Here is a 19,701-nt window from a genome sequence, read left to right as displayed (position 1 = left end):
GTTACAAATGAAGGTGTTAATTGAGCCAAAACCTCATACAATGGTCAATACTTTCCTGCTGATTTTTATTGTCCATTCCATGCAGATAGGGGTAGGAATCCAGGGCTTCCAAAGGATTATCTACCTTGAAGCAAAGCATGACGCCTGGATTTCCGTTATCCTCGGCGGTATTTTCAGCGCTGTTGTTGGCTTTGTCATGGTTAAAATAATGGCTGCCTATGAATCCTCAGACCTTTTTGGGATTCAGTATGATGTGTTAGGGAGATGGATCGGGAATTTTTTGAATATCCTATTCGTCTTATACTTTCTTGGCGCCTTTCATATCATTGTCCGCAACTATATTGAAGTCATCCAGGCGTGGATTTTCCCAGAGGTTCCCAACTGGCTGCTGGCCTTTACGCTTGTCTTTCTTGTGTATTACGGACTGAACGGCGGGCTGCGGACAATTGTCGGCGTCAGCTTCTTCAGCGTGGTTCTATCCTTGTGGCTGATTCTCATGCTCGCATATCCATTTCAGTTTGCCAATTGGGATTATTTATTTCCCTTATTTGAGTCCAACCTTACAGAAATAGTAATGGGAGCCAAACAAATGACCTTTACGGTAATCGGGTTTGAAATCATCCTGGTGATTTTTCCTTTTTTAAAAGAAAAAGAGAAGGTCCATAAGCATTTGCAATTAGGCCTGCTATTCACCACCATCTTGTACCTTGCGGTTATGGTCATCTCCCTTGCTTATTTCAGCGGCGGCCAGCTTGAACGAACCATCTGGGGAACTCTGTCGCTTTTTAAAATCGTCCGCTTCCCTTTTATTGAACGATTTGAATATGTAGCGATCACATTCTGGATCTTGATTATTCTCCCTAATCTCATGCTGTACCTGTGGGCAGCAACACGCGGAGTGGCAAGAATGCTAAATAAAAAGGAGAAAAAAGTCGGATGGGTCCTGATGGGGATTATCTATTTAAGCTTGATCTATCCTATGACCAGGACCGAAATCAACATGATGAATGATTACTTTGCCAAAGGAGCATTTTATGTCATCTTTGGGTATCCCTTCCTCCTTTACGCCGCTGTTTTAGTTAAGAAGAAATTTTTCAAGAAAAAGGGTGGTACGAATGCAAAAAACCATCACTAGGCTGACGGCTTTGTTCCTCGTGGCCATCCTGTTCACAGGCTGTGCCGAACCCAAGACTCTTGAGCGAATGGGTTTGATTACAACGATTGGTTATGATGTGGCGGAGGATGGAAAGGTTTTAACAACAATGGTGCTGCTGCAAATCGATCCGGAAGCCCCACAGAATTTCGTGATTCTTACTACTAAAGCAGATACCTCTAAAGGGGCAAGAATAAAGGCAGACATGAAGAGCCCTAAGAAATTGCAATCAGGGCAGCTCCGGGTGGCCCTTTTCAGTGAAGAAGTCGTCAGGAAAGGGCTTGTCAATCTGGCTGATACCCTTGCACGAGACCCTTCCATCAGCGATCTTACTTATTTAGCCGTTGTAGAAGGCAGTGTGAATGACCTGCTAAATCTAGAGAACAGAAAATTTTCTGATATCAGCCAGCTAATTTATAAGGAATTGGACCAGAACATCAAAGGAGAAAACATCCCTTCAGCAACCCTGCAGGAAGTCATGCATGATTACTATTCTGATGGCATCGACCCATCTATGCCTATTTTAAAAGCGAGCAACGGGGAAATTGAAATCGCTGGAATGGCACTGATTAAAAGTGACAAGATGGTCGGTAAAATCAATATCAAAGATTCCTTTTATTTAAAATTGATCAATGACCGCTATACAGCTGGTTCGATTGAAATGTCACTCAGCAATGAGGGATTACAATATCTTCAGGAACCGGAAGGCTCTGAGGCAGTAGTTGTCGTTTTGGATACGATTAGAAGCAATAGTGAGATCACCCTCACTAACAAAGAGAAGCTTGAATTTGAATTGAAAATTAAACTGAACACGAGGCTATTGGAAATCAACCAGGCGGTCGACCTCAAGAACCCTGCCAATCTAAAGCAGATTGACAAAAAACTTAGCGAAAAAATCGAAAAAGACTTAGGAGACTTCATCACAAAAGCAAAAGAACTAGGTTCAGACCCATTCGGACTCGGAGAAATTTATCGCAAAAGCGTCAGAGGGTCAAATTTAACGACCGAGAAATGGCACGAGATGTATCCCGATAGCAAGGTCAATGTGAAGGTTGACTTGGAGATTGTTAGGACCGGGGTTGTGGAGTAGAAGTTCCGGAAAGACAAAAAGCGGGAGGCCTTTAATAAGGCTCCCGCTTTATACAACAGCACTATCCCACTTCTTTTCATCCAGAACAAAAAGGATGCCCAATTCGTGATGATCGCCTTCATACAATGCCCTTTGCACAAAGCGGATTTGCCCGTTTGTATCAAGGACTTCAAGCTTGCAATGCGCCCTGTTTCGTGACAGAGCCTCGTAGAATGTTTGTTCATCATGAATATTCGTGCCGTTGACCTTTGTGATAAGCTCGCCTACACCAAGAGCCATTTTATCGGCCGGGGATTCGGGCAGGATACCGAGAATCATCACGCCCTGGTTCTTTTTTGAAAAATAGAACGGCATATTCTCTTCCTTTATTCGCTGTGCCAGCGTCAAGGCTTCGCGTCCAATAATTGCAATCACGACAGCAATGATTGAAGCGATTGGGTACCAGTGTCCTGCAACAGCAACGAGTGAGATTAGGATTCCAAGGCCAATCACACGGCTTCCTAGCTGTTGGATAGCTTCTTTTGGGAGCAACCCCTGGATTTGCTGATGCAAACCGATCGCAAATGGAACAAGAATCAGCGAATATGTATTGTCACCAAGCGTGAACACAGGCCACCACTCAAATGGGAGTGTAAGCACACTGCCCGGAATAAGCATGAATACCGGCACAACCCAGAGGCGCTTTACCTCGTGGACACCGACCGTCTGTCCGCGCTTGCTCTTGATCAATTTAGGGGAAGTTCCTTTTTTTCCATTTTTTAAAATAAGGAAGCCTTCGCCAATAGTTAATAATGCTAACAAAATCGCAATGGATGGATAGATTTTTTCATCAAGGCTTGAAAATAAGTCGCCTGCTAATGGAAGTTCGATTTCTTTTCCTGAAAGGAAGATCAACGCGAAAAACGCGGCGCCGACCGTATATGCTGGCGCGAGCAGCCTGACTCTTGTTGTCAAACTCAATAGCAGTGTTGCTGCAGCAACTAAAACAATTGCCGCGAATGGAATCGCAATGCCCGCCGCAGTGATCATGATTGAGACAATCAGCCCGACCAGCAATCCCAGCGGGAACAGCTGCCTGAGCTCAAAATAAGCATCCTTCGCCCTCACCGTAAAGTTTTTCCGCTCCCTCTTCACGCGTGAAACACCAAGGACCGCAGCCAAAAATATAGAATAATAGAACACAGGGTGAAGCAGAAGCCTGCCCATCCCTTTCAAAAGTTCAATGAACCAATCTTGTGCCACCCCTATGTCACCAGCCTTTAAGATTAAATGATATTAAGCTTATTCTACCAAATCTGTTGGGTAAAACCTATCAATAGTTGTGGAATCTTGATGGGATTTTTTTCTTGTGGTAAAAAAGAAAGCTGTTATGTCACCAAGATAGATTAATAATAGAACGGTTCTCTATGAAATACAGGTTATTCTCTACGATTTCAAGTAGATTCTCTACAAACATCTACTTATTCTCTACGAAAAATGCTTTATTCTCTACGAAATAATAGATAATCTCTACATTTTCCATAATACTGGTTAAGCACTTAATAAAAAACGCTGCACCTCGCTTCAAGGTACAGCGTCAATCAACTTATTTCGCCAGCAGCCTCAATGCGGTCTGCAGCTGAAGGTCATTTTCTTCTTGTTTCATTGCTTCTCTTGCCGCATCCTCGAGAGCGGTAGCTGTTTTTGCATCTATCACACCAGTAACGTTCATATCGCTTTTCCGCTGGAATGCTTTGACGGCAATTTCAGTCATGCTGCTGAAGTAGCCATCCGTACGTCCCGGCTCAAAACCGAGACCACCGAGGATTTCCTGGGCGTTTTTGACCTGCTCATTATTCATATCAAGCTTGAGCGGCTTTTCCGCCTGGATTGGATGGGTATCATATAGAGCTGGCTGATTGACTTCGACGGTTGGCTCGATGCCCTTTTTATGGATCCAGTTGCCGTCCGGTGTCAGCCATTTGAACAGCGTCAGCTTGATATTGCTGCCATCCCCCATCGGCACAGCCTGCTGGACGGTCCCCTTGCCGAAGGTCTTCTCGCCAATGATCGGATAGCCGCCTGCTTCCTTCATTGCACCTGCCAAAATTTCCGAGGCTGAGGCACTGCCGTCGTCTGTCAACACAGCGATCGGATACTTTTTCGCATTTTCCAGATTGGAAAAATAACGAGTCTTATCGCCGCTGCGCTCTTCAATTTGATAAAGCGGCTTCTCCTTCGAAATCAATTCTCGTAAAATCTCTTCCACACTTGAAAGCAGTCCCCCGGGATTTCCGCGGACATCAATCAGCAGCGCATCCATTCCTGCTTTTTCAAAAGCTTTAAGCTCCTTGTTGAACTCTTTGGATGTATCTTCTGAAAACGAGGTGATCTCCATGTAACCAATCTTTTCACCGTTCACCTTTTTCATATCAGCATGGACGGTAATCTGCGGGATCTCGTCACGAATCACTTTTACCTTCAGCGTGTCATTCAAACCTTTACGCTCAATTTCCAGTACAACAGGCGTTCCTTTTTTGCCGCGGATTTTCAATGTCGCCTCATACAAACCCAATCCTTCGATACTTTCACCATCGACCTTTAAAATCTGGTCATTCGGCTTCAAGCCTGCTTTTTCTGCCGGGGAATTTTTAAAAGGTGAAACAATCACGATTTTTCCATCGACCGTACTGACCTCGGCACCAATTCCTTCAAAGGACGACTCGAGCGTTTCATTGAATTGTTTCGCGGTTTCTTTGTCCATATAGACCGAATACGGATCTTCCAGGGTGGATAGCATTCCCTGGATCGCTCCTTCAACCAGCTTTTCTTCCTCTACCTTTTCAACGTAACTGTTAAAAATCAAACTGTATGCCTGCTCGACTTTTTCAAGGCTGCCCGGCTCGCCAGATTCTGCCCTCACATTATCTTTGAAAGGAACAATCTGGCGTTCCAGAACCCCCGCCTTGCTCTCGTACCATTGCATTCCGGCGTATGTACTCCCCGCACCTGTCAGCAGCGAGCCCGCCATCAAAATGGCAATCCACTTACGTTCCATTGCCAAACTCCTCCCTGTTTACCGCTTCAACTGCTCCTCCGCCGTAAAATTTTCTTTGATTCCAATTATATGATGAACTAGGACAGGGTATGAAGGATTAATTTTAAGAGGGAAAAGCAAAAACCTGCTAAAAGCTGCAGCTAGCTCTTAACAGGTTCTCTTTCAATTACGGCATCACATTTAACAATCATTGTATTTAATGAAGCCATAAGATCAATATTGTAAAATTCATTTATCTTTCTGCCATACCGATCTTTAAATACCCTCACTACTGGCCGCTGTGGATATTTGTTATTGTAAGCAATCACCACGCCACTTTCTCCGGTATTCAGGATAACTGTTACACCAATAGGGTAAATGGCAATTGCACTTTTAAACGCTTCTACTACCTGATGATCGTAACGTGTAAAGGTTCGTGCAACAATGACCTCCATGGCCTCGTGAGGCAGCAAACTCTTGCTGTTAATTAAGTAGTCGAAGGCTTCTGCAACCGCTATGATCTTTGCGTATAAGTGAATATCCTGCCCCTTTAAACCTCTCGGAAACCCTGACCCATCCACATGTTCGTGATGCTGGTATGCGCAATGTGCCACCAGCAGGTGCAGGCTTGATTCTTTTCTGAGAGCCTGGAATGCCAGTTCGGGGTGTCTTTCCCACTCTTTACGATTCGATTTTGTTACAGCCTCCAATTGAAGCTTTCCTATATCATGGAATAGTGCCCCAAGACCTAAAATTTGCAATTCCTTTTCTTTTAGACCAAGATGCCTTCCCATTGTCAAAGAATAAAGACCCGTATTAATAGAATGATCAAACATGGTATCGACAGAGGATTGCATATGGCTTAATAAATTCAGCAGATGCTTGGATGAGTTCATCTCGTTCATGATTTGGCTGAAAACATCTGACATGCTTCGAATCGATTTTACCCGTCCTAAAGCGGCATTCTTTCCTGTTATGCCCTCTTGGAGAGTATTAAAGACTTCGCTTAACTTTTGAACCGCTTCAAATCTTAATTTAGGGTTTAAATCATCATTCACTTCAACATCTTCCGTAATCTCGGATTTAACATAGATGTGGTGTACATTCTTATCTTTTAGCCTCTGAATAAAGCTGTCTGTCATGACACTGCCCGCACTTAATAAAATACGGTTGCTTTGGTCAAATATTGACTTCGCAAGGATAAACCCTTCCTCGCAGTTATGTATGGAAACCAGTCTCAATATGTCCACCCCAGATCCTTTTAGGGAAATATACCTATTAAAATTATCAGCTTCTCTTATAGGGTTGTCAACAAACTATTCAATTTACATTATTTACAAGTTTCCCAGATTTATATTCGGGAAAGGAAAAAAGGAAGAGACATGAGTCTCTTCCTGGAAGTGTATTTAAAAGTGAGGCATTGGATTGATCGCATTTGACTTAGATGCATTCCAAGAGCCTTTGTGCAATTCGAAATGCAAGTGCTGGCCGTAAGATTGGCCTGTGTTACCCATTGTTCCGATACGCTGACCTCTGGATACTACTTGTCCACTGCTCACCTTACGATTACTCATATGTGCATACACAGTTGTATAAGTTTGCCCATTGATTGAATGGGCAATGAAAATCGCATTCCCGTAGCTTGATGAATAATAAGAACGGATTACCACACCATCTGCTGCTGCGACAATCGGAACATTAGCTGCTCTGTTAGCGATGTCGATACCAGCATGGAAAGTTCCCCAACGCTGTCCGATTCCAGACGTTATACGACCATTTGCTGGCATTTGAAGCATGCCGCTTGATGCTGGTGGTTCAGCTGAAACTGGTTCTGGAGTCGAGCTTCCGCTGCCACTGTTATTCTTAGCTGCTGCTGCCGCTGCTGCTGCTTTCCTTTGTCTTTCAAGTTCAGCCTGTCTTGCTCTCTCGGCTTGGCGTTTTCGCTCCAATTCAATTACCTGTGCCATTGCAGCTTCCTGTTCTTTTAGAAGCTGTGCTTCTTCTTCCATTTCCATTGCTTCCGCATGCATTTGCTCTTCTTCATGCTTAAGAGTGCTCATAAGTTCATTCTTTTCTTTGATCTGGCTGTTGAGTCTTACTTTTAATGCTTCAAGATCCTTCTTCATGTCTTGTAAGCTATTAAGTTTGGCTTCCACTTGCTGTTGCTTCGTTTCAAGGTCTTGTTTATCCTGTTTGTGCTGTGCAAGGATATCCTTATCTGCATTTACAATTGTTGTAACCGCACTGACTCGGTCAACGAAGTCGCTGAAACTATTTGCTCCGAGCAATACATCAATATAGTTTACCGTTCCACCGTTTTCCTGGAAAGAACGCGCCTTATCTTTAAGCATTTCATTGCGCTTTTCAATACGCTCGATTAATTCTGCGATTTCCACTTTTAATATTTCAATTTCTTCAGTTGTCTGCGCAATTTCCTTATTTTTTGCTTCGATTTTCTGTTCAGCATCACTTACGGCAAAATCAAGCTGCTTGATTTGGTCATTTAATCTCTTCTGCTCGTTTTGCAGCTCGCCGATTTTAGACTTTTTCTCATTTATTTCAGCATTGATGCCTGAACGTTCGTTTTTCAATTCATTTTTCTGCTTCTGCATTTCCGAAATGCTGGCTGCTGTTACTTGATCTAAAGTTAATGGGCTTAACAATGAACCCAGGCTTAAAGTACTGACTACTGCTAGTGAGAGTATCTGCTTTTTCACTAGATCTTTCCCCTCTCTTACTCATGATAGTTTCGTAACTTTGTCTTTCTATCTATCGTCTATTGGCTATGTAGTGTTTAGGGGGAATTTCCGGTAAGGCCCGAAAATTCAGTCCCTTACACCTTCAAGAACTTGCGGACGGACATGAGACTACCCCAGATTCCTATTGCCGCTCCCATGATAATCAGGATGGCTGATAACTGGTAAACAAACGGATTGAATTCAAGCAATTTTATAAAATGATCTTTCAGTTTATCGTTTATGAAGTCATAAGCGTAATAATAGGCTGCGGAGACAACCGCAATCGGCACAACTGCCCCAAGAATCCCCAACCAGAGACCTTCAAGGAAAAATGGCCATCTGATAAAACCATTTGTAGCACCAACGAGTCTCATAATCTCAATCTCTCGCTTACGTGCCATTATCGTAATTTTTATAGTGTTAGAGATTAAAAACATTGCTGTAAAAAGAAGTCCTACAATCAAGATCAGCCCGACATTGCGGCTTACTTTTATAAAACTGAATAATTTTTCCACCTTGCCTTGCCCATACTTTACAGTAGCGACGTAGTCGAGTTTCTCGATCTGCTTGGCAACTTTCATTGTGTCAGTAGGGTTTTTCGTCTTTACGACGAACACATCGTTCAAAGGATTGTCCTGTTCAAACAGCTGGAAGGCTTCCCCTTCATCTCCAAGACTTTCGATAAGGCTCGCAAGTTCTTGTTCCTTGGAAGAATAGGTTACATTCTTGATACCAGAAATCTGGTTGATTCGCCGTTCCAATACCTCTTTATCTTTGTCGTTCGCTGCTACATCCACATGGACTCGGATTTCAACATCTTCCTCGATTGTGGTTGCGACTTTATTTAAATTCATCATAATGACGAAAAAGACACCGACCAAAAGCAAGGTAACCGTAACGGCGCTTACGGATGCAAACGTCATCCAGCCGTTCCGCCCCAGACTCTTAAAACTTTCTCGGACATGGCGGCGAAATGTTCTAGCTTTCATATCCGTAATCACCTTTCACTTCGTCACGGGCAATCCTGCCGTTCTCGATCGCGATGACGCGATGCTTGATTGTGTTGACGATTTCTTTGTTGTGGGTGGCCATGACGATCGTGGTTCCCCTTAAGTTAATTTCTTCGAAGATGTTCATGATTTCCCATGACGTATCAGGGTCAAGGTTTCCTGTAGGTTCGTCAGCAATCACCACTTTTGGTGCGTTCACAATTGAGCGAGCGATGGCAACACGCTGCTGCTCCCCGCCTGAAAGCTCAGTAGGAAGTGCTCTAGCTTTATGCTTCAGGCCAACAAGTTCCAAAGTTTCCAAGACGCGCTTTTTAATATATTGGGGCGATTCCTCGATAACTTCCATCGCAAAAGCGACATTTTCATAGACTGAAAGAGTATTCAGCAATTTGAAGTCCTGGAACACGACGCCAATATTACGGCGAAGCAATGGTACTTTGCTGTCCTTTAGCTTTGCTAGATTGACACCATTTATAATGATGGAACCTTTAGAAGGCTTAACTTCACGGTACATCATTTTTATAAAAGTAGATTTTCCAGCACCGCTGGGTCCCACTACGTATAAAAATTCACCTGCATCTATATGAACATTAATCCCGTTAGCGGCTGTGATACCGTTGGAATATGTTTTATAAACATCCTGCATATCTATCATTTTTGTATCACCTTAGATAGTTAGTCTTGTCACGCGGCTAAACTTCGACAATTTGTAACAAACCTATTATAGCATCTCCCTCTATCAAAAAAACCCTTTTAAATATTACAGTTTCTTTTCAAATCTCAATTAAAGTCCCATTAAATTCCTTTGAAGGTTATTCTAACTAATATAATGAATGTTGAACTTAGCTATTTACCTAGTAAAATCCTGTCATCGTCGTCTTTCTTATTAATTAGAATTTTCAGTTTTATTACTATAGTGTAACAAGGTTTTGTCATAACTTGTATGTACAAATTGTGAAGCTTGCTGAATTGCTAAATAATTTGGCGATTTTACGAAAATGCATAAAGACAGCATTTCCACCATATATGTATTGGAAAAAACAGCACAAAAAAACGCCCTGACGATTTCAGGACGTTTCCCTTATAACTCTTATTTTTTGTTTGCCAGCCATTCAGCAACTGCCGACGCATTTTCGCCTTCAAGCAGTTTTGGAGGCATTGAGCCCTGGCCGTTTGCGATTACACTTTCAATGTCCTCTTGAGATAAACGTGAACCTACATCGCTTAGTTTCGGTCCTACGCCGCCTTCTAGATCACCGCCATGGCAGCTAGAGCATTTTTGATTATAGAGCTTTTCTGGATCTGCACCAGCCGTGTCTCCGCCTCCGCCAGCTTCATCGCCGCCACCGCAAGCTGCCAGTGCCAAGGAGGTTCCCATTAATAGAGCTAATAATTTCTTCTTCAAACTTAACTCCCCCTAAGAAAATTTTGCATACACGACTATTTTATACCAATATCAAGCCCTTTTAAAACCCTCACCCAAAACCTCAGAAGCATCCATTACAATGACAAATGCAGATGGATCAATGGATTGGACCAATTGTTTCAATTTTGTGAACTCCGTCTGGTCCACAACACACATGATAATTGGCCGTTCTTGGTCCGTATAGCCGCCGTATGCTGATAGTTTTGTCACTCCACGATCAATTTTATTCAAAATCGCTTCACGAACTTCATCCTGGCGGTTTGTAATGACCATCGCCATCTTCGAGCGCCCAATTCCGACCTGCACAAGATCAATCGTTTTACTAGTAACATACAGCCCAATTAAAGCATATAGACCGCGTTCGATATCGAATACAATTGCAGCTGATAATACAATCAATCCGTCGATCATCGCCACACAGGTACCAAGCGAGAGCCCTGTGAACTTGTGGATGATTTGCGCCGCCAAATCTGTACCGCCAGTTGACGCATTTCCTCTAAATACAATGCCAAGGCCCAGACCGACACCGATACCGCCGAACAAAGATCCAAGCAAAGGATCTAGAGTCCACGGCTTCACATCATTTGTCAGAAACACTACAAATGGAAGGAAAATGGTACCTGCAAGAGTTTTATACCCATATTGGCGCCCTAGTAAAACAACCCCGGCAATAAACAACGGTATATTAAAGGCCCACTGAACGTAGGCCGGCTCCCAGCCAAGCGTCGCATCCAAAATCGTACTGATCCCGCTGACCCCTCCGGAAGCTACCCGATTCGGCAGCAAGAACACATTGAAAGAGATTGCAACAATCGCTGATCCTACCAGTACATAAAAATATTCAAAAAGCTTTTCTAAAGTTGGATTTAATGTATGATTACGCCTTTTCTTCAAAGTCCTATCCCCTTTTTCCTTTAATGCCGTCAGTGAGTATAGCACGTGTCGAATTTCCTGTAAACGCTAATAGTGCGCCGTGTTAAAGGGCAAAAGTTTGGTCTTTTGTTTTCAGTGCTTTATACGAAACGTTTATTAAAGAAACACTATTGAATTTTTATTTTAAGATAGATAATTGCATTTAGCTTGAGTATGGCCTCTTAGGTGATTATTATATCTAAACAATTAGTATTGTTATTTTTGCAAGGCTAAATTTCAAACTGACAAGTTAAGTTTGTGAATTTATGAACATTATTTGACGATTAATCATATACCCTTACCCCTAGTAGTACTTTGTGATATATTTCACGTATAAGGAGGCGATCACATTGATTAGTCTTTCCTGTAGAAAAGAAAAATACATTTTTTAAACCTTGTTTGCTCACCATTACACAATAGCCGTGCTCAGCATCTGGCCAGACTGTAGATTACGGTTTATAACGGAAAAGCGAATGAGCAATTAACCAAAAACAAAACGAAACTATATAAAATTGTTCAGAAAGAGGGTAATGAATATGTCTAAAAAAGTTGTGATCGTAGGTGGAGTTGCTGGCGGAGCTACAACAGCTGCCCGTTTAAGAAGATTAGATGAAAAAACAGAAATCGTGATGATCGAACGTGGTGAATATATCTCTTTTGCGAATTGCGGACTTCCTTATTATATTGGCGGTGCGATCCAAGAGCGCGACGCATTGCTTGTGCAGACTGTTGAAGGCATGTCCAGAAAATTCAATATGGACATCCGCAACCTGAGTGAAGTGACGCGCATCGACCGCGAGCGTAAAGTAGTTGAGATCAAGAACCTTAAAACTGGTGAAACATATGAAGAAAACTATGATGTATTAGTTTTATCACCTGGAGCTAGCCCAATCAAGCCTCCTATCCCAGGCATTAATGAAGCTGAAGCATTGTTCACGCTTCGTAACATTCCTGACACTGATAAAATCAAGGCATATGTTGATGAACAACAACCGAAGAAGGCAACCGTCATCGGCGGTGGATTTATTGGTGTTGAAATGGCGGAAAACCTTTGGGAACGCGGTGTTGAAGTAACACTCGTTGAAATGGCTGACCAGATCATGGCGCCAATCGACTTTGAAATGGCTTCTATTTTACATCAGCATCTTCGTGAAAAAGGTGTAAACCTTGTTCTTGAAGATGGCGTTAAAACTTTTGAGAAGAACGGCAAGCTGATCAACCTGAACAGCGGAAAGCAAATTGACACTGATTTAGTGATCCTTGCGATTGGTGTGGCACCTGAAAACAAGCTGGCGAAAGATACTGGCCTTGAACTAGGCTTGCGTGGAGCAATCCGTGTCAACGAGCGCCTGCAGACTACTGATGATAGCATTTACGCAATTGGCGATGCGATTGAAGTGAAAGACTATATCAACGGACAGGCGACTCACATCCCGCTTGCATGGCCGGCCAACCGCCAGGGACGCATCGTTGCTGACCATATCAACGACATTGATTCAAAATACCAGGGCACACTTGGCACATCCATTGCGAAGGTATTTGACATGACGGTTGCGGCAACAGGTAATAACGAGAAGACTTTAAAACGTCTTGGCATCTCTTACGATGTCGTGCACGTTCACCCAAGCTCTCACGCTGGATACTATCCTGGCGCATTCCCGATCGCGCTAAAATTGATCTTTGACCGAGAAACAGGAAAAATCTTCGGTGCACAGGCTGTATCTTATGATGGCGCGGACAAGCGTATCGACGTTCTGGCAACTGCCATCAAAGGCGGCATGACAATTTTTGACCTGCCAGACCTAGAACTGGCTTACGCACCGCCATACTCTTCCGCAAAAGACCCAGTCAATATGGCTGGCTATGCTGCTAAGAATATTGCCGAGGGACTTGTGGAAACTGTTCAATGGCATGAGATTAATGACATTCTAGCTGATGGTGGTTACCTGATCGACGTCCGCGAGCCGATCGAGCGCGATATGGGCATGATAGAAGGCTCTGTAAACATCCCGCTTGGGGAACTTCGCGAACGACTAGGTGAAATCCCGACGAAAGAAGTTTACGTTTACTGCCAGGTGGGTCTTCGCGGATATCTAGCTACACGTATCCTGATGCAGGCTGGATTCAAGGTACGCAATCTGGATGGCGGTTATAAAACTTACTCTTGCGTGTATGAGCCAGATGCCAGTGAAAACTGCGGCACACCAATCAGCGATAACGGCGTTGCACAGCATAAACATGCGATGGAGGAAATTGCTGCTGGTGCGGCTCAGGCTAGTGTAGGATTAGCTGTTGAGGCTGCTCCTGTTACTCAGGCAGCTGCTCCTGCCGTGGAAGCTGCCCCGCCGATTGTGAAAACTACTCTTGATGCTTGCGGCCTGTCTTGCCCTGGTCCAATCATGAAGGTGTATAAGACAATTGGCGACATGCAGGACGGCGAGGTGATGGAAGTGCACGCAACAGACCCAGGCTTCGCGAAGGACATCAAGGCTTGGTGCGAAAAAACAGGCAACAAGCTTGTCAGCAACAAGTTTGAAGATAAGAAGTTCAAGGCCCAGATCATGAAAGGCAACGTAGTTGTGCCTGTTAATATCATGGCAGCTCCTGCTGGGGTTCCGACTGGCGTTCCTACAGCTGCTCCGGCTAAGAATGGTGCAACGATGGTCGTGTTCAGCGGCGACCTTGATAAGGCAATCGCAACCTTCATCATCGCATCCGGTGCCGCGGCAATGGGCAAAGAGGTAACCTTGTTCTTCACCTTCTGGGGACTGAACATCCTGAAGCGCAACGACGCACCGGCTACAGAGAAGGACATGATGGCAAAAATATTCAGCATGATGATGCCAAATGGCGCAAATGACCTGCCGTTGTCCAAGATGAATATGGGCGGCATGGGAGCCAAGATGATCAAGACTGTCATGGCAAACCATAATGTCGACAATCTAGAAACCTTGATGAAAAACGCCATGGATGCAGGCGTGAAGCTTGTAGCCTGCGGAATGAGCATGGACCTAATGGGGATTGCAAAAGAAGAACTCATCGGCGGAGTCGAAATCGGCGGCGTTGCAGCCTACCTCGGCGACGCGGAGGATTCTGGATTGAATTTGTTTATCTAATATAGAATTGGAGAGCGGCCTTTTGCGGAGGGCCGCTTTTTTGTGAACAGCTAGCATCTGGCTGGGTGGGGTTGTTGTAAAAAGGTAATTGGCACTTTGGTTTTTCCTAGTTAAATGGTAAACGTAGAGAATATGGCGGAATTCGTAGAGAATGTGGGTCATTTCGTAGAGAATATACTATTTTTGTAGAGAATAGTTGAGATATCGTAGAGATTAACTATAATTTTATTAATTATTTTATCATCACTACCAATTTTCACTCCTAACCCTTGATTTTAGCAGGAATTTTAGTGTGTCTTATCGAAGAGTGTGTAGTCAAACACAAGGAGGTAACCACTTTTGATCGTTAAAAGAAGAAAAGTACCGTTAAGACTTAAAATTAATGATGCTGTCTTAAGAAGATTACCTGAAACACATCCCAAACGGGCAGGCGTCATGCAGGATTCAATGCGATTCGGAGCTGGCCACAAAGGAGAGGTAAATTTAGACTATTACACAAACCTGCTCCATGAAGATGATTTTCATATATTCCAGGGTTTACGCTTAAAAACAGGTGAAACTCATTTCCAAATGGACTCCCTGCTCCTCTCCCCTTCATTCGCCAGTATTATTGAATCCAAAAACATGGCGGGCACCCTCACTTTCAATTCCCACTTTAATCAAATGGACCGCAGCCTAAATGATAAAACAGACACGTTTGATGACCCACTTCTCCAGGCAAAAAGACACCGGATACTCCTGCTAAAATGGCTGAATCTCCACCATTACCCTATGATCCCTATTGAATATCTAGTCTTTAGCAGTAATCCTTCAACTGCCTTGCGTAATCCCTACAATGATCCAGAAATATACCACCGCGTCTGTCCTCCTAGCAGACTAATTTTTAAAATAGAAGAGTTTCTTTCAAAATATAAAAATGAAGAACTTACCGTGAAAGAACATAAGAGACTAAGTAAGCTCTTACTAAAGAGTGACCAGCCTCCTGAATCCCACTTGCCAAAACTCCAAATTCTTCCATCTGAATACCTTACTGGAGTCCAATGCCCGTCTTGCAATCGTTATGCGATGGAGCGATACAGTGGCACTTGGAACTGTAATCACTGCGGAGCTACTGCAAAAGATGCCCATTTACAAGCACTTGAAGATTATTTTCTATTATTTAATTCATCCATCAATAACCGCCAGTTTCGCGCGTTCGTTCATTTACCATCACAGAAATTAGCATCCAAGCTGCTGGCAAAATCAAATCTCCTCGCAACAGGTTCAACAAAAGGCAGAAGATATCAACCTAAATAAAAATCCCCCGCCAACCCGGCGGGGGACCTCATATTACTCACCCAAACTCAACTTCGATCTCAAATAAGCATCAATAAACATATCAATATCCCCGTCCATGACTGCCTGCACGTTGCCGGATTCCGCGCTGGTGCGGTGGTCTTTGACCATAGAATATGGGTGGAACACATAGGAGCGAATCTGGCTGCCCCAGCCGATCTCTTTTTGCTCGCCGCGGATTTCGTCCAGTTCGGCTTGCTGCTGCTCGATTTCACGCTGGTAAAGCTTAGCTTTCAGCATCTTCATCGACGTTTCACGGTTCTTGATCTGTGAACGTTCTGCCTGGGATGATACAACGACGCCAGTTGGCAAGTGGGTAATACGGACGGCTGAATCAGTCGTGTTGATATGCTGACCGCCGGCACCGCTTGCACGGTACGTATCGATTTTCAAATCTTCCGTCCGGATTTCAATCTCGATTTCGTTGTTGAATTCCGGCATAACTTCGCAGGAAACAAATGAAGTATGGCGGCGTCCTGAAGAGTCGAACGGCGAAATTCGAACCAGGCGGTGTACGCCTTTTTCCGCTTTCAAATAACCATATGCATTGTGTCCGTTAATCTTCAAAGTTACACTCTTGATTCCCGCCTCGTCTCCTGGCAGGTAATCAAGCGTCTCGACCTTGAAGCCGCGTTTTTCGGCCCAGCGTGTGTACATCCGCAACAGCATGGAGCCCCAGTCCTGTGATTCCGTTCCGCCAGCGCCTGGATGAAGTTCAAGAATCGCGTTATTTTTATCGTATTCCTCGCTTAAAAGAAGCTGAAGTTCAAACTCACTTAAGCTCTCCTTGAATTCCACGAGCTCCTTCTCCAGCTCTTCACGAAGATCCGCATCGTTCTCCTCTTTTACCAGCTCATAAGTAAGATCAAGATTCTCGTAAGTCTCACTCAATTCGTTAAATACATTAACCTGTTCCTTAAGCGCATTCGCTTCGTTAATGACAACCTGTGCCTTCTGCTGGTCATCCCAAAAGTCTGGCGCAAGCATACCGTCCTCTAGCTCAGCGATTCGCGCTTCTTTATTTTCGAGGTCAAAGAGACCCCCTGAAGTCCGCTAATTTCTTAGCTGTTTTTTCAAGCTCATTTCTGATATCTGCTAATTCCATATCATTCACCTCATAGTATATTATAGCTTCTTAATAAATGGATTTCACATCTGGTCTACAAAAAGAAACCAGCGGATTGCCCGCCGGCCTCTTGTATCAGTTTATTCAGCTTTGCCGCAGCAGTTCTTGTATTTCTTGCCGCTGCCGCAGATGCACGGGTCATTACGGCCGACATCCATCGTTTTGACGACAGGCTTTTTCTTCACTTTGCCGCCTTCGCCTTCTTTTGGATTCACCGCGTGGCCTTTCGCTACTTCCTGGCGCTCAAGGTTGCTGCGGATCTCAGCTTTCATGATATATTTCGCAACATCGTCTTCGATGGATAGTACCATGTTTTCGAACATCGCGAAGCCTTCGTGCTGGTATTCGCGCAGTGGATCGATCTGGCCATAAGCACGCAGGTGGATACCCTGGCGCAGCTGGTCCATCTGGTCGATGTGGTCCATCCACTTTGAGTCAACCGAACGAAGCACGATAACTTTCTCGAATTCACGCATTTGCTCGTCAGTCAACAGCTCTTCTTTTTCATCATAGCGCTCTTTCACCTTCGCCATGATGGCTTCAATGATTTCGTCCTGTTCTTTGCCGCGAAGGTCTTCGACAGTGATGTCGCCTTCGTGAAGCAGGTTGCCGTTCACGTAGTCAATGATGCTGTTCAGATCCCATTTTTCCATATCCTCGCCTGCTGGCGTATGGGCAGAGACATTGCGCTCCAACGCAGACCTGATCATTCTTTCAACGATATCGCGGAGATTTTCAGATTCAAGAACCTCGTCACGCTGCTTGTAGATAATTTCGCGCTGCTGGCGAAGAACATCATCGTACTGAAGCAATTGCTTACGAGCATCGAAGTTGTTGCCTTCAACACGTTTTTGCGCAGATTCGACGGCTCTTGAAACCATCTTACTCTGGATTGGCTGGGTATCATCCATGCCAAGACGCTCCATCATTGTTTTCATATTGTCAGAACCAAAGCGGCGCATCAGCTCATCTTCCATTGAAAGGTAGAACTGCGTGACACCCGGGTCACCCTGACGTCCGGAACGTCCGCGGAGCTGATTGTCGATACGACGGCTCTCATGACGCTCTGTACCAATAACAGCAAGACCGCCAAGCTCTTTGACGCCCTCGCCAAGCTTGATATCCGTACCACGGCCCGCCATGTTTGTCGCGATCGTAACCGAACCTTGATGACCGGCTTCAGCGATGATTTCAGCTTCACGCTCATGGTTTTTCGCGTTCAGGACATTGTGCTTGATGCCTTTTTTCGATAAGAAGGCAGAAATGATTTCAGATGTTTCAATCGCAACAGTACCAACAAGGACCGGCTGGCCAGCCTGGTTGCGTTCGGCAATGTCATCAGCGACTGCCTTGAACTTCCCTTGCATCGTTGCATAAATCAAATCCGCACGGTCGTCACGGGCGATCGGACGGTTCGTCGGGATGACAACAACGTTCATATTGTAAATATTGCGGAATTCCTCTTCCTCAGTCTTCGCCGTACCGGTCATACCGGATAGCTTTTCGTACATACGGAAGTAGTTCTGGAATGTGATCGTTGCAAGCGTCATGCTTTCATTCTGGATTTCAAGACCTTCTTTTGCCTCAATTGCCTGGTGCAAGCCTTCACTGTAACGGCGGCCCTTCATCAGACGTCCTGTGAACTGGTCAACGATGACAATTTCGCCATCCTGGACGACGTAATCGACATCCTTATGCATGCTAGTCTGGGCCTTCATCGCCAGGTTGATGTGGTGAAGCAATGTCACATGCTTGATGTCAAAAAGGTTTTCAATGCCAAAACCCTTCTCGGACTTTGTAATTCCGTCCTCAGTCAGCTGGACACCTTTTGTTTTTTCATCATATGTGTAATCCTCTTCGCGCTTCAAAGTGCGAACGAATGCATTCGCCTGAATGTAAAGCGCGGCAGATTTTTGTGCAGACCCCGAAATGATCAACGGCGTACGCGCTTCATCGATCAAGATGGAGTCAACTTCATCGATGACACAGAAGTGCAGCGGACGCTGTACTTTCTGGTCTGAGTATAGCACCATGTTGTCGCGAAGATAGTCGAAGCCGAATTCGTTGTTCGTACCATAAGTAATATCGGCACGATACGCTTCCTGCTTCTCTTCCTTCGTCATGCTGTTCAGGTTGAGGCCGACAGTCAGGCCAAGGAATTCATACAGCTTGCCCATCTCAACAGCGTCACGGCTTGCCAGGTATTCGTTGACCGTGATAACGTGCACACCACGTCCAGTGATCGCGTTCAGGTAAACCGGCATTGTTGCTGTAAGGGTTTTACCTTCACCAGTCTTCATTTCAGAGATATTCCCTTCATGAAGGGAAATACCACCCATCAGCTGGACCTTATAAGGATAAAGACCAAGGACACGCTTAGCACCTTCACGGACAACTGCGAATGCTTCAATCAGCAGGTCATCAGTAGACGCGCCGTTCTGGTAACGGGATTTGAATTCCTCCGTTTTTTCCCTGAGCTGATCGTCTGACAGCTTTTCCATATCACCTGCAAGCGCATCGATTTGATCCGCCATTTTCGTCAATCTTTTGATATCGCGTTTATTCTGGTCGAAAATTTTCGTTAAAATCCCCATACAGACGCTCCTTTTATCTATTGAATCTCATTGTATTAAATTAATTGGTTATGTGAAAAAATGCACCAAAGAAAAAAGATTCGCTGTAAACGCACCGAATCCCTTTTAGAAAAATTCGATTTATTGCTAAATACTATCTTACCACTTACGGCAGGGGGTGACAACCAATCGAGGTATGCGAAAAG

At 44.4% G+C, this 19,701-nt stretch carries 14 protein-coding genes; 4 read left to right on the top strand and 10 right to left on the bottom strand.

The genetic code is table 11. The features are described from left to right. Positions 1 to 7 precede the first annotated feature (7 nt). Both DYI25_RS15395 and DYI25_RS15390 read left to right on the top strand, forming a co-directional pair. Positions 8 to 1,135 (top strand): GerAB/ArcD/ProY family transporter, encoded by a 1,128-nt coding sequence (locus tag DYI25_RS15395; protein WP_213370459.1) that lies wholly within the window; start codon positions 8 to 10, stop codon positions 1,133 to 1,135. Beyond that, positions 1,116 to 2,243: a Ger(x)C family spore germination protein gene (locus DYI25_RS15390; RefSeq protein WP_213370457.1), complete on the top strand. Its 1,128-nt coding sequence runs from the start codon at positions 1,116 to 1,118 to the stop codon at positions 2,241 to 2,243. The genes DYI25_RS15395 and DYI25_RS15390 overlap by 20 nt, the downstream gene beginning before the upstream one ends. A 48-nt stretch (positions 2,244 to 2,291) precedes the next feature. On the opposite strand, the gene DYI25_RS15385 is transcribed toward DYI25_RS15390, so the two are convergent. The 8 genes from DYI25_RS15385 to DYI25_RS15350 form a co-directional block, all read right to left on the bottom strand. Beyond that, complete coding sequence (locus DYI25_RS15385) at positions 2,292 to 3,485, bottom strand: PDZ domain-containing protein (protein ID WP_213370455.1); 1,194 nt, start codon at positions 3,483 to 3,485, stop codon at positions 2,292 to 2,294. A 343-nt stretch (positions 3,486 to 3,828) separates the two neighbouring features. Further along, positions 3,829 to 5,280: a S41 family peptidase gene (locus DYI25_RS15380; RefSeq protein ID WP_213370453.1), complete on the bottom strand. Its 1,452-nt coding sequence runs from the start codon at positions 5,278 to 5,280 to the stop codon at positions 3,829 to 3,831. Between the two features lie 140 nt (positions 5,281 to 5,420). Beyond that, positions 5,421 to 6,500, bottom strand: a complete 1,080-nt coding sequence (locus DYI25_RS15375) for an HD-GYP domain-containing protein (protein WP_213370451.1) — start codon at positions 6,498 to 6,500, stop codon at positions 5,421 to 5,423. Between the two features lie 165 nt (positions 6,501 to 6,665). After that, positions 6,666 to 7,976 carry a murein hydrolase activator EnvC family protein gene (locus tag DYI25_RS15370; RefSeq protein WP_213370449.1) on the bottom strand — a complete coding sequence of 437 codons (1,311 nt, stop codon included), beginning with the start codon at positions 7,974 to 7,976 and terminating at the stop codon, positions 6,666 to 6,668. 116 nt (positions 7,977 to 8,092) lie between these two features. After that, a complete protein-coding gene (gene ftsX, locus DYI25_RS15365) occupies positions 8,093 to 8,986 on the bottom strand; it encodes a permease-like cell division protein FtsX (protein WP_213370447.1) in 894 nt (297 codons plus the stop codon). Next, positions 8,976 to 9,662: a cell division ATP-binding protein FtsE gene (ftsE, locus tag DYI25_RS15360; protein ID WP_213370445.1), complete on the bottom strand. Its 687-nt coding sequence runs from the start codon at positions 9,660 to 9,662 to the stop codon at positions 8,976 to 8,978. Before ftsE ends, ftsX begins: the two co-directional genes overlap by 11 nt. 435 nt (positions 9,663 to 10,097) lie before the next feature. Further along, the gene (cccB, locus tag DYI25_RS15355; RefSeq protein ID WP_213370443.1) at positions 10,098 to 10,412 is read right to left on the bottom strand and encodes a cytochrome c551; all 315 of its coding nucleotides are present in this window, start codon (positions 10,410 to 10,412) and stop codon (positions 10,098 to 10,100) included. A gap of 51 nt (positions 10,413 to 10,463) precedes the next feature. Continuing rightward, entirely contained in the window at positions 10,464 to 11,327 is an 864-nt protein-coding gene (locus DYI25_RS15350) for a YitT family protein (RefSeq protein ID WP_213370441.1), read from the bottom strand. A 554-nt stretch (positions 11,328 to 11,881) separates the two neighbouring features. On the opposite strand from DYI25_RS15350, the gene DYI25_RS15345 reads away from it, so the two are divergent. Both DYI25_RS15345 and DYI25_RS15340 read left to right on the top strand, forming a co-directional pair. Beyond that, on the top strand, positions 11,882 to 14,461 hold the full coding sequence (locus DYI25_RS15345; protein WP_213370439.1) for a CoA-disulfide reductase: 2,580 nt from the start codon (positions 11,882 to 11,884) through the stop codon (positions 14,459 to 14,461). Between the two features lie 339 nt (positions 14,462 to 14,800). Further along, positions 14,801 to 15,757, top strand: a complete 957-nt coding sequence (locus tag DYI25_RS15340; protein ID WP_213370437.1) for an NERD domain-containing protein — start codon at positions 14,801 to 14,803, stop codon at positions 15,755 to 15,757. Between the two features lie 33 nt (positions 15,758 to 15,790). On the opposite strand, the gene prfB is transcribed toward DYI25_RS15340, so the two are convergent. Both prfB and secA read right to left on the bottom strand, forming a co-directional pair. Then, positions 15,791 to 16,901, bottom strand: a protein-coding gene (prfB, locus tag DYI25_RS15335; RefSeq protein WP_213370434.1) for a peptide chain release factor 2 whose coding sequence is annotated in 2 segments (ribosomal slippage) — positions 15,791 to 16,828 and positions 16,830 to 16,901 — 1,110 coding nt in all. Because the reading frame shifts where the segments join, the coding sequence is not laid out codon by codon here. Positions 16,902 to 17,002: 101 nt separating this feature from the next. Continuing rightward, positions 17,003 to 19,516 (bottom strand): preprotein translocase subunit SecA, encoded by a 2,514-nt coding sequence (gene secA / locus DYI25_RS15330; RefSeq protein ID WP_213370432.1) that lies wholly within the window; start codon positions 19,514 to 19,516, stop codon positions 17,003 to 17,005. Between the last annotated feature and the right edge of the window lie 185 nt (positions 19,517 to 19,701).

It is taken from the genome of Mesobacillus boroniphilus (assembly GCF_018424685.1).
Taxonomy (GTDB): Bacteria; Bacillota; Bacilli; order Bacillales; family Cytobacillaceae; genus Mesobacillus; species Mesobacillus boroniphilus_A.
Note: the sequence above shows the minus strand (reverse complement) of the source record. Positions and strands in the feature narration are given on the sequence as shown.

Excerpts from the sequence above, each read along its gene's own strand:
- DYI25_RS15395 (WP_213370459.1), top strand. The coding sequence starts at position 8 with ATGAAGGTGTTAATTGAGCCAAAACCTCATACAATGGTCAATACTTTC.
- DYI25_RS15390 (WP_213370457.1), top strand. The coding sequence starts at position 1,116 with ATGCAAAAAACCATCACTAGGCTGACGGCTTTGTTCCTCGTGGCCATC.
- DYI25_RS15380 (WP_213370453.1), bottom strand. The coding sequence starts at position 5,280 with ATGGAACGTAAGTGGATTGCCATTTTGATGGCGGGCTCGCTGCTGACA.
- ftsX (WP_213370447.1), bottom strand. The coding sequence starts at position 8,986 with ATGAAAGCTAGAACATTTCGCCGCCATGTCCGAGAAAGTTTTAAGAGT.
- ftsE (WP_213370445.1), bottom strand. The coding sequence starts at position 9,662 with ATGATAGATATGCAGGATGTTTATAAAACATATTCCAACGGTATCACA.
- DYI25_RS15345 (WP_213370439.1), top strand. The coding sequence starts at position 11,882 with ATGTCTAAAAAAGTTGTGATCGTAGGTGGAGTTGCTGGCGGAGCTACA.
- secA (WP_213370432.1), bottom strand. The coding sequence starts at position 19,516 with ATGGGGATTTTAACGAAAATTTTCGACCAGAATAAACGCGATATCAAA.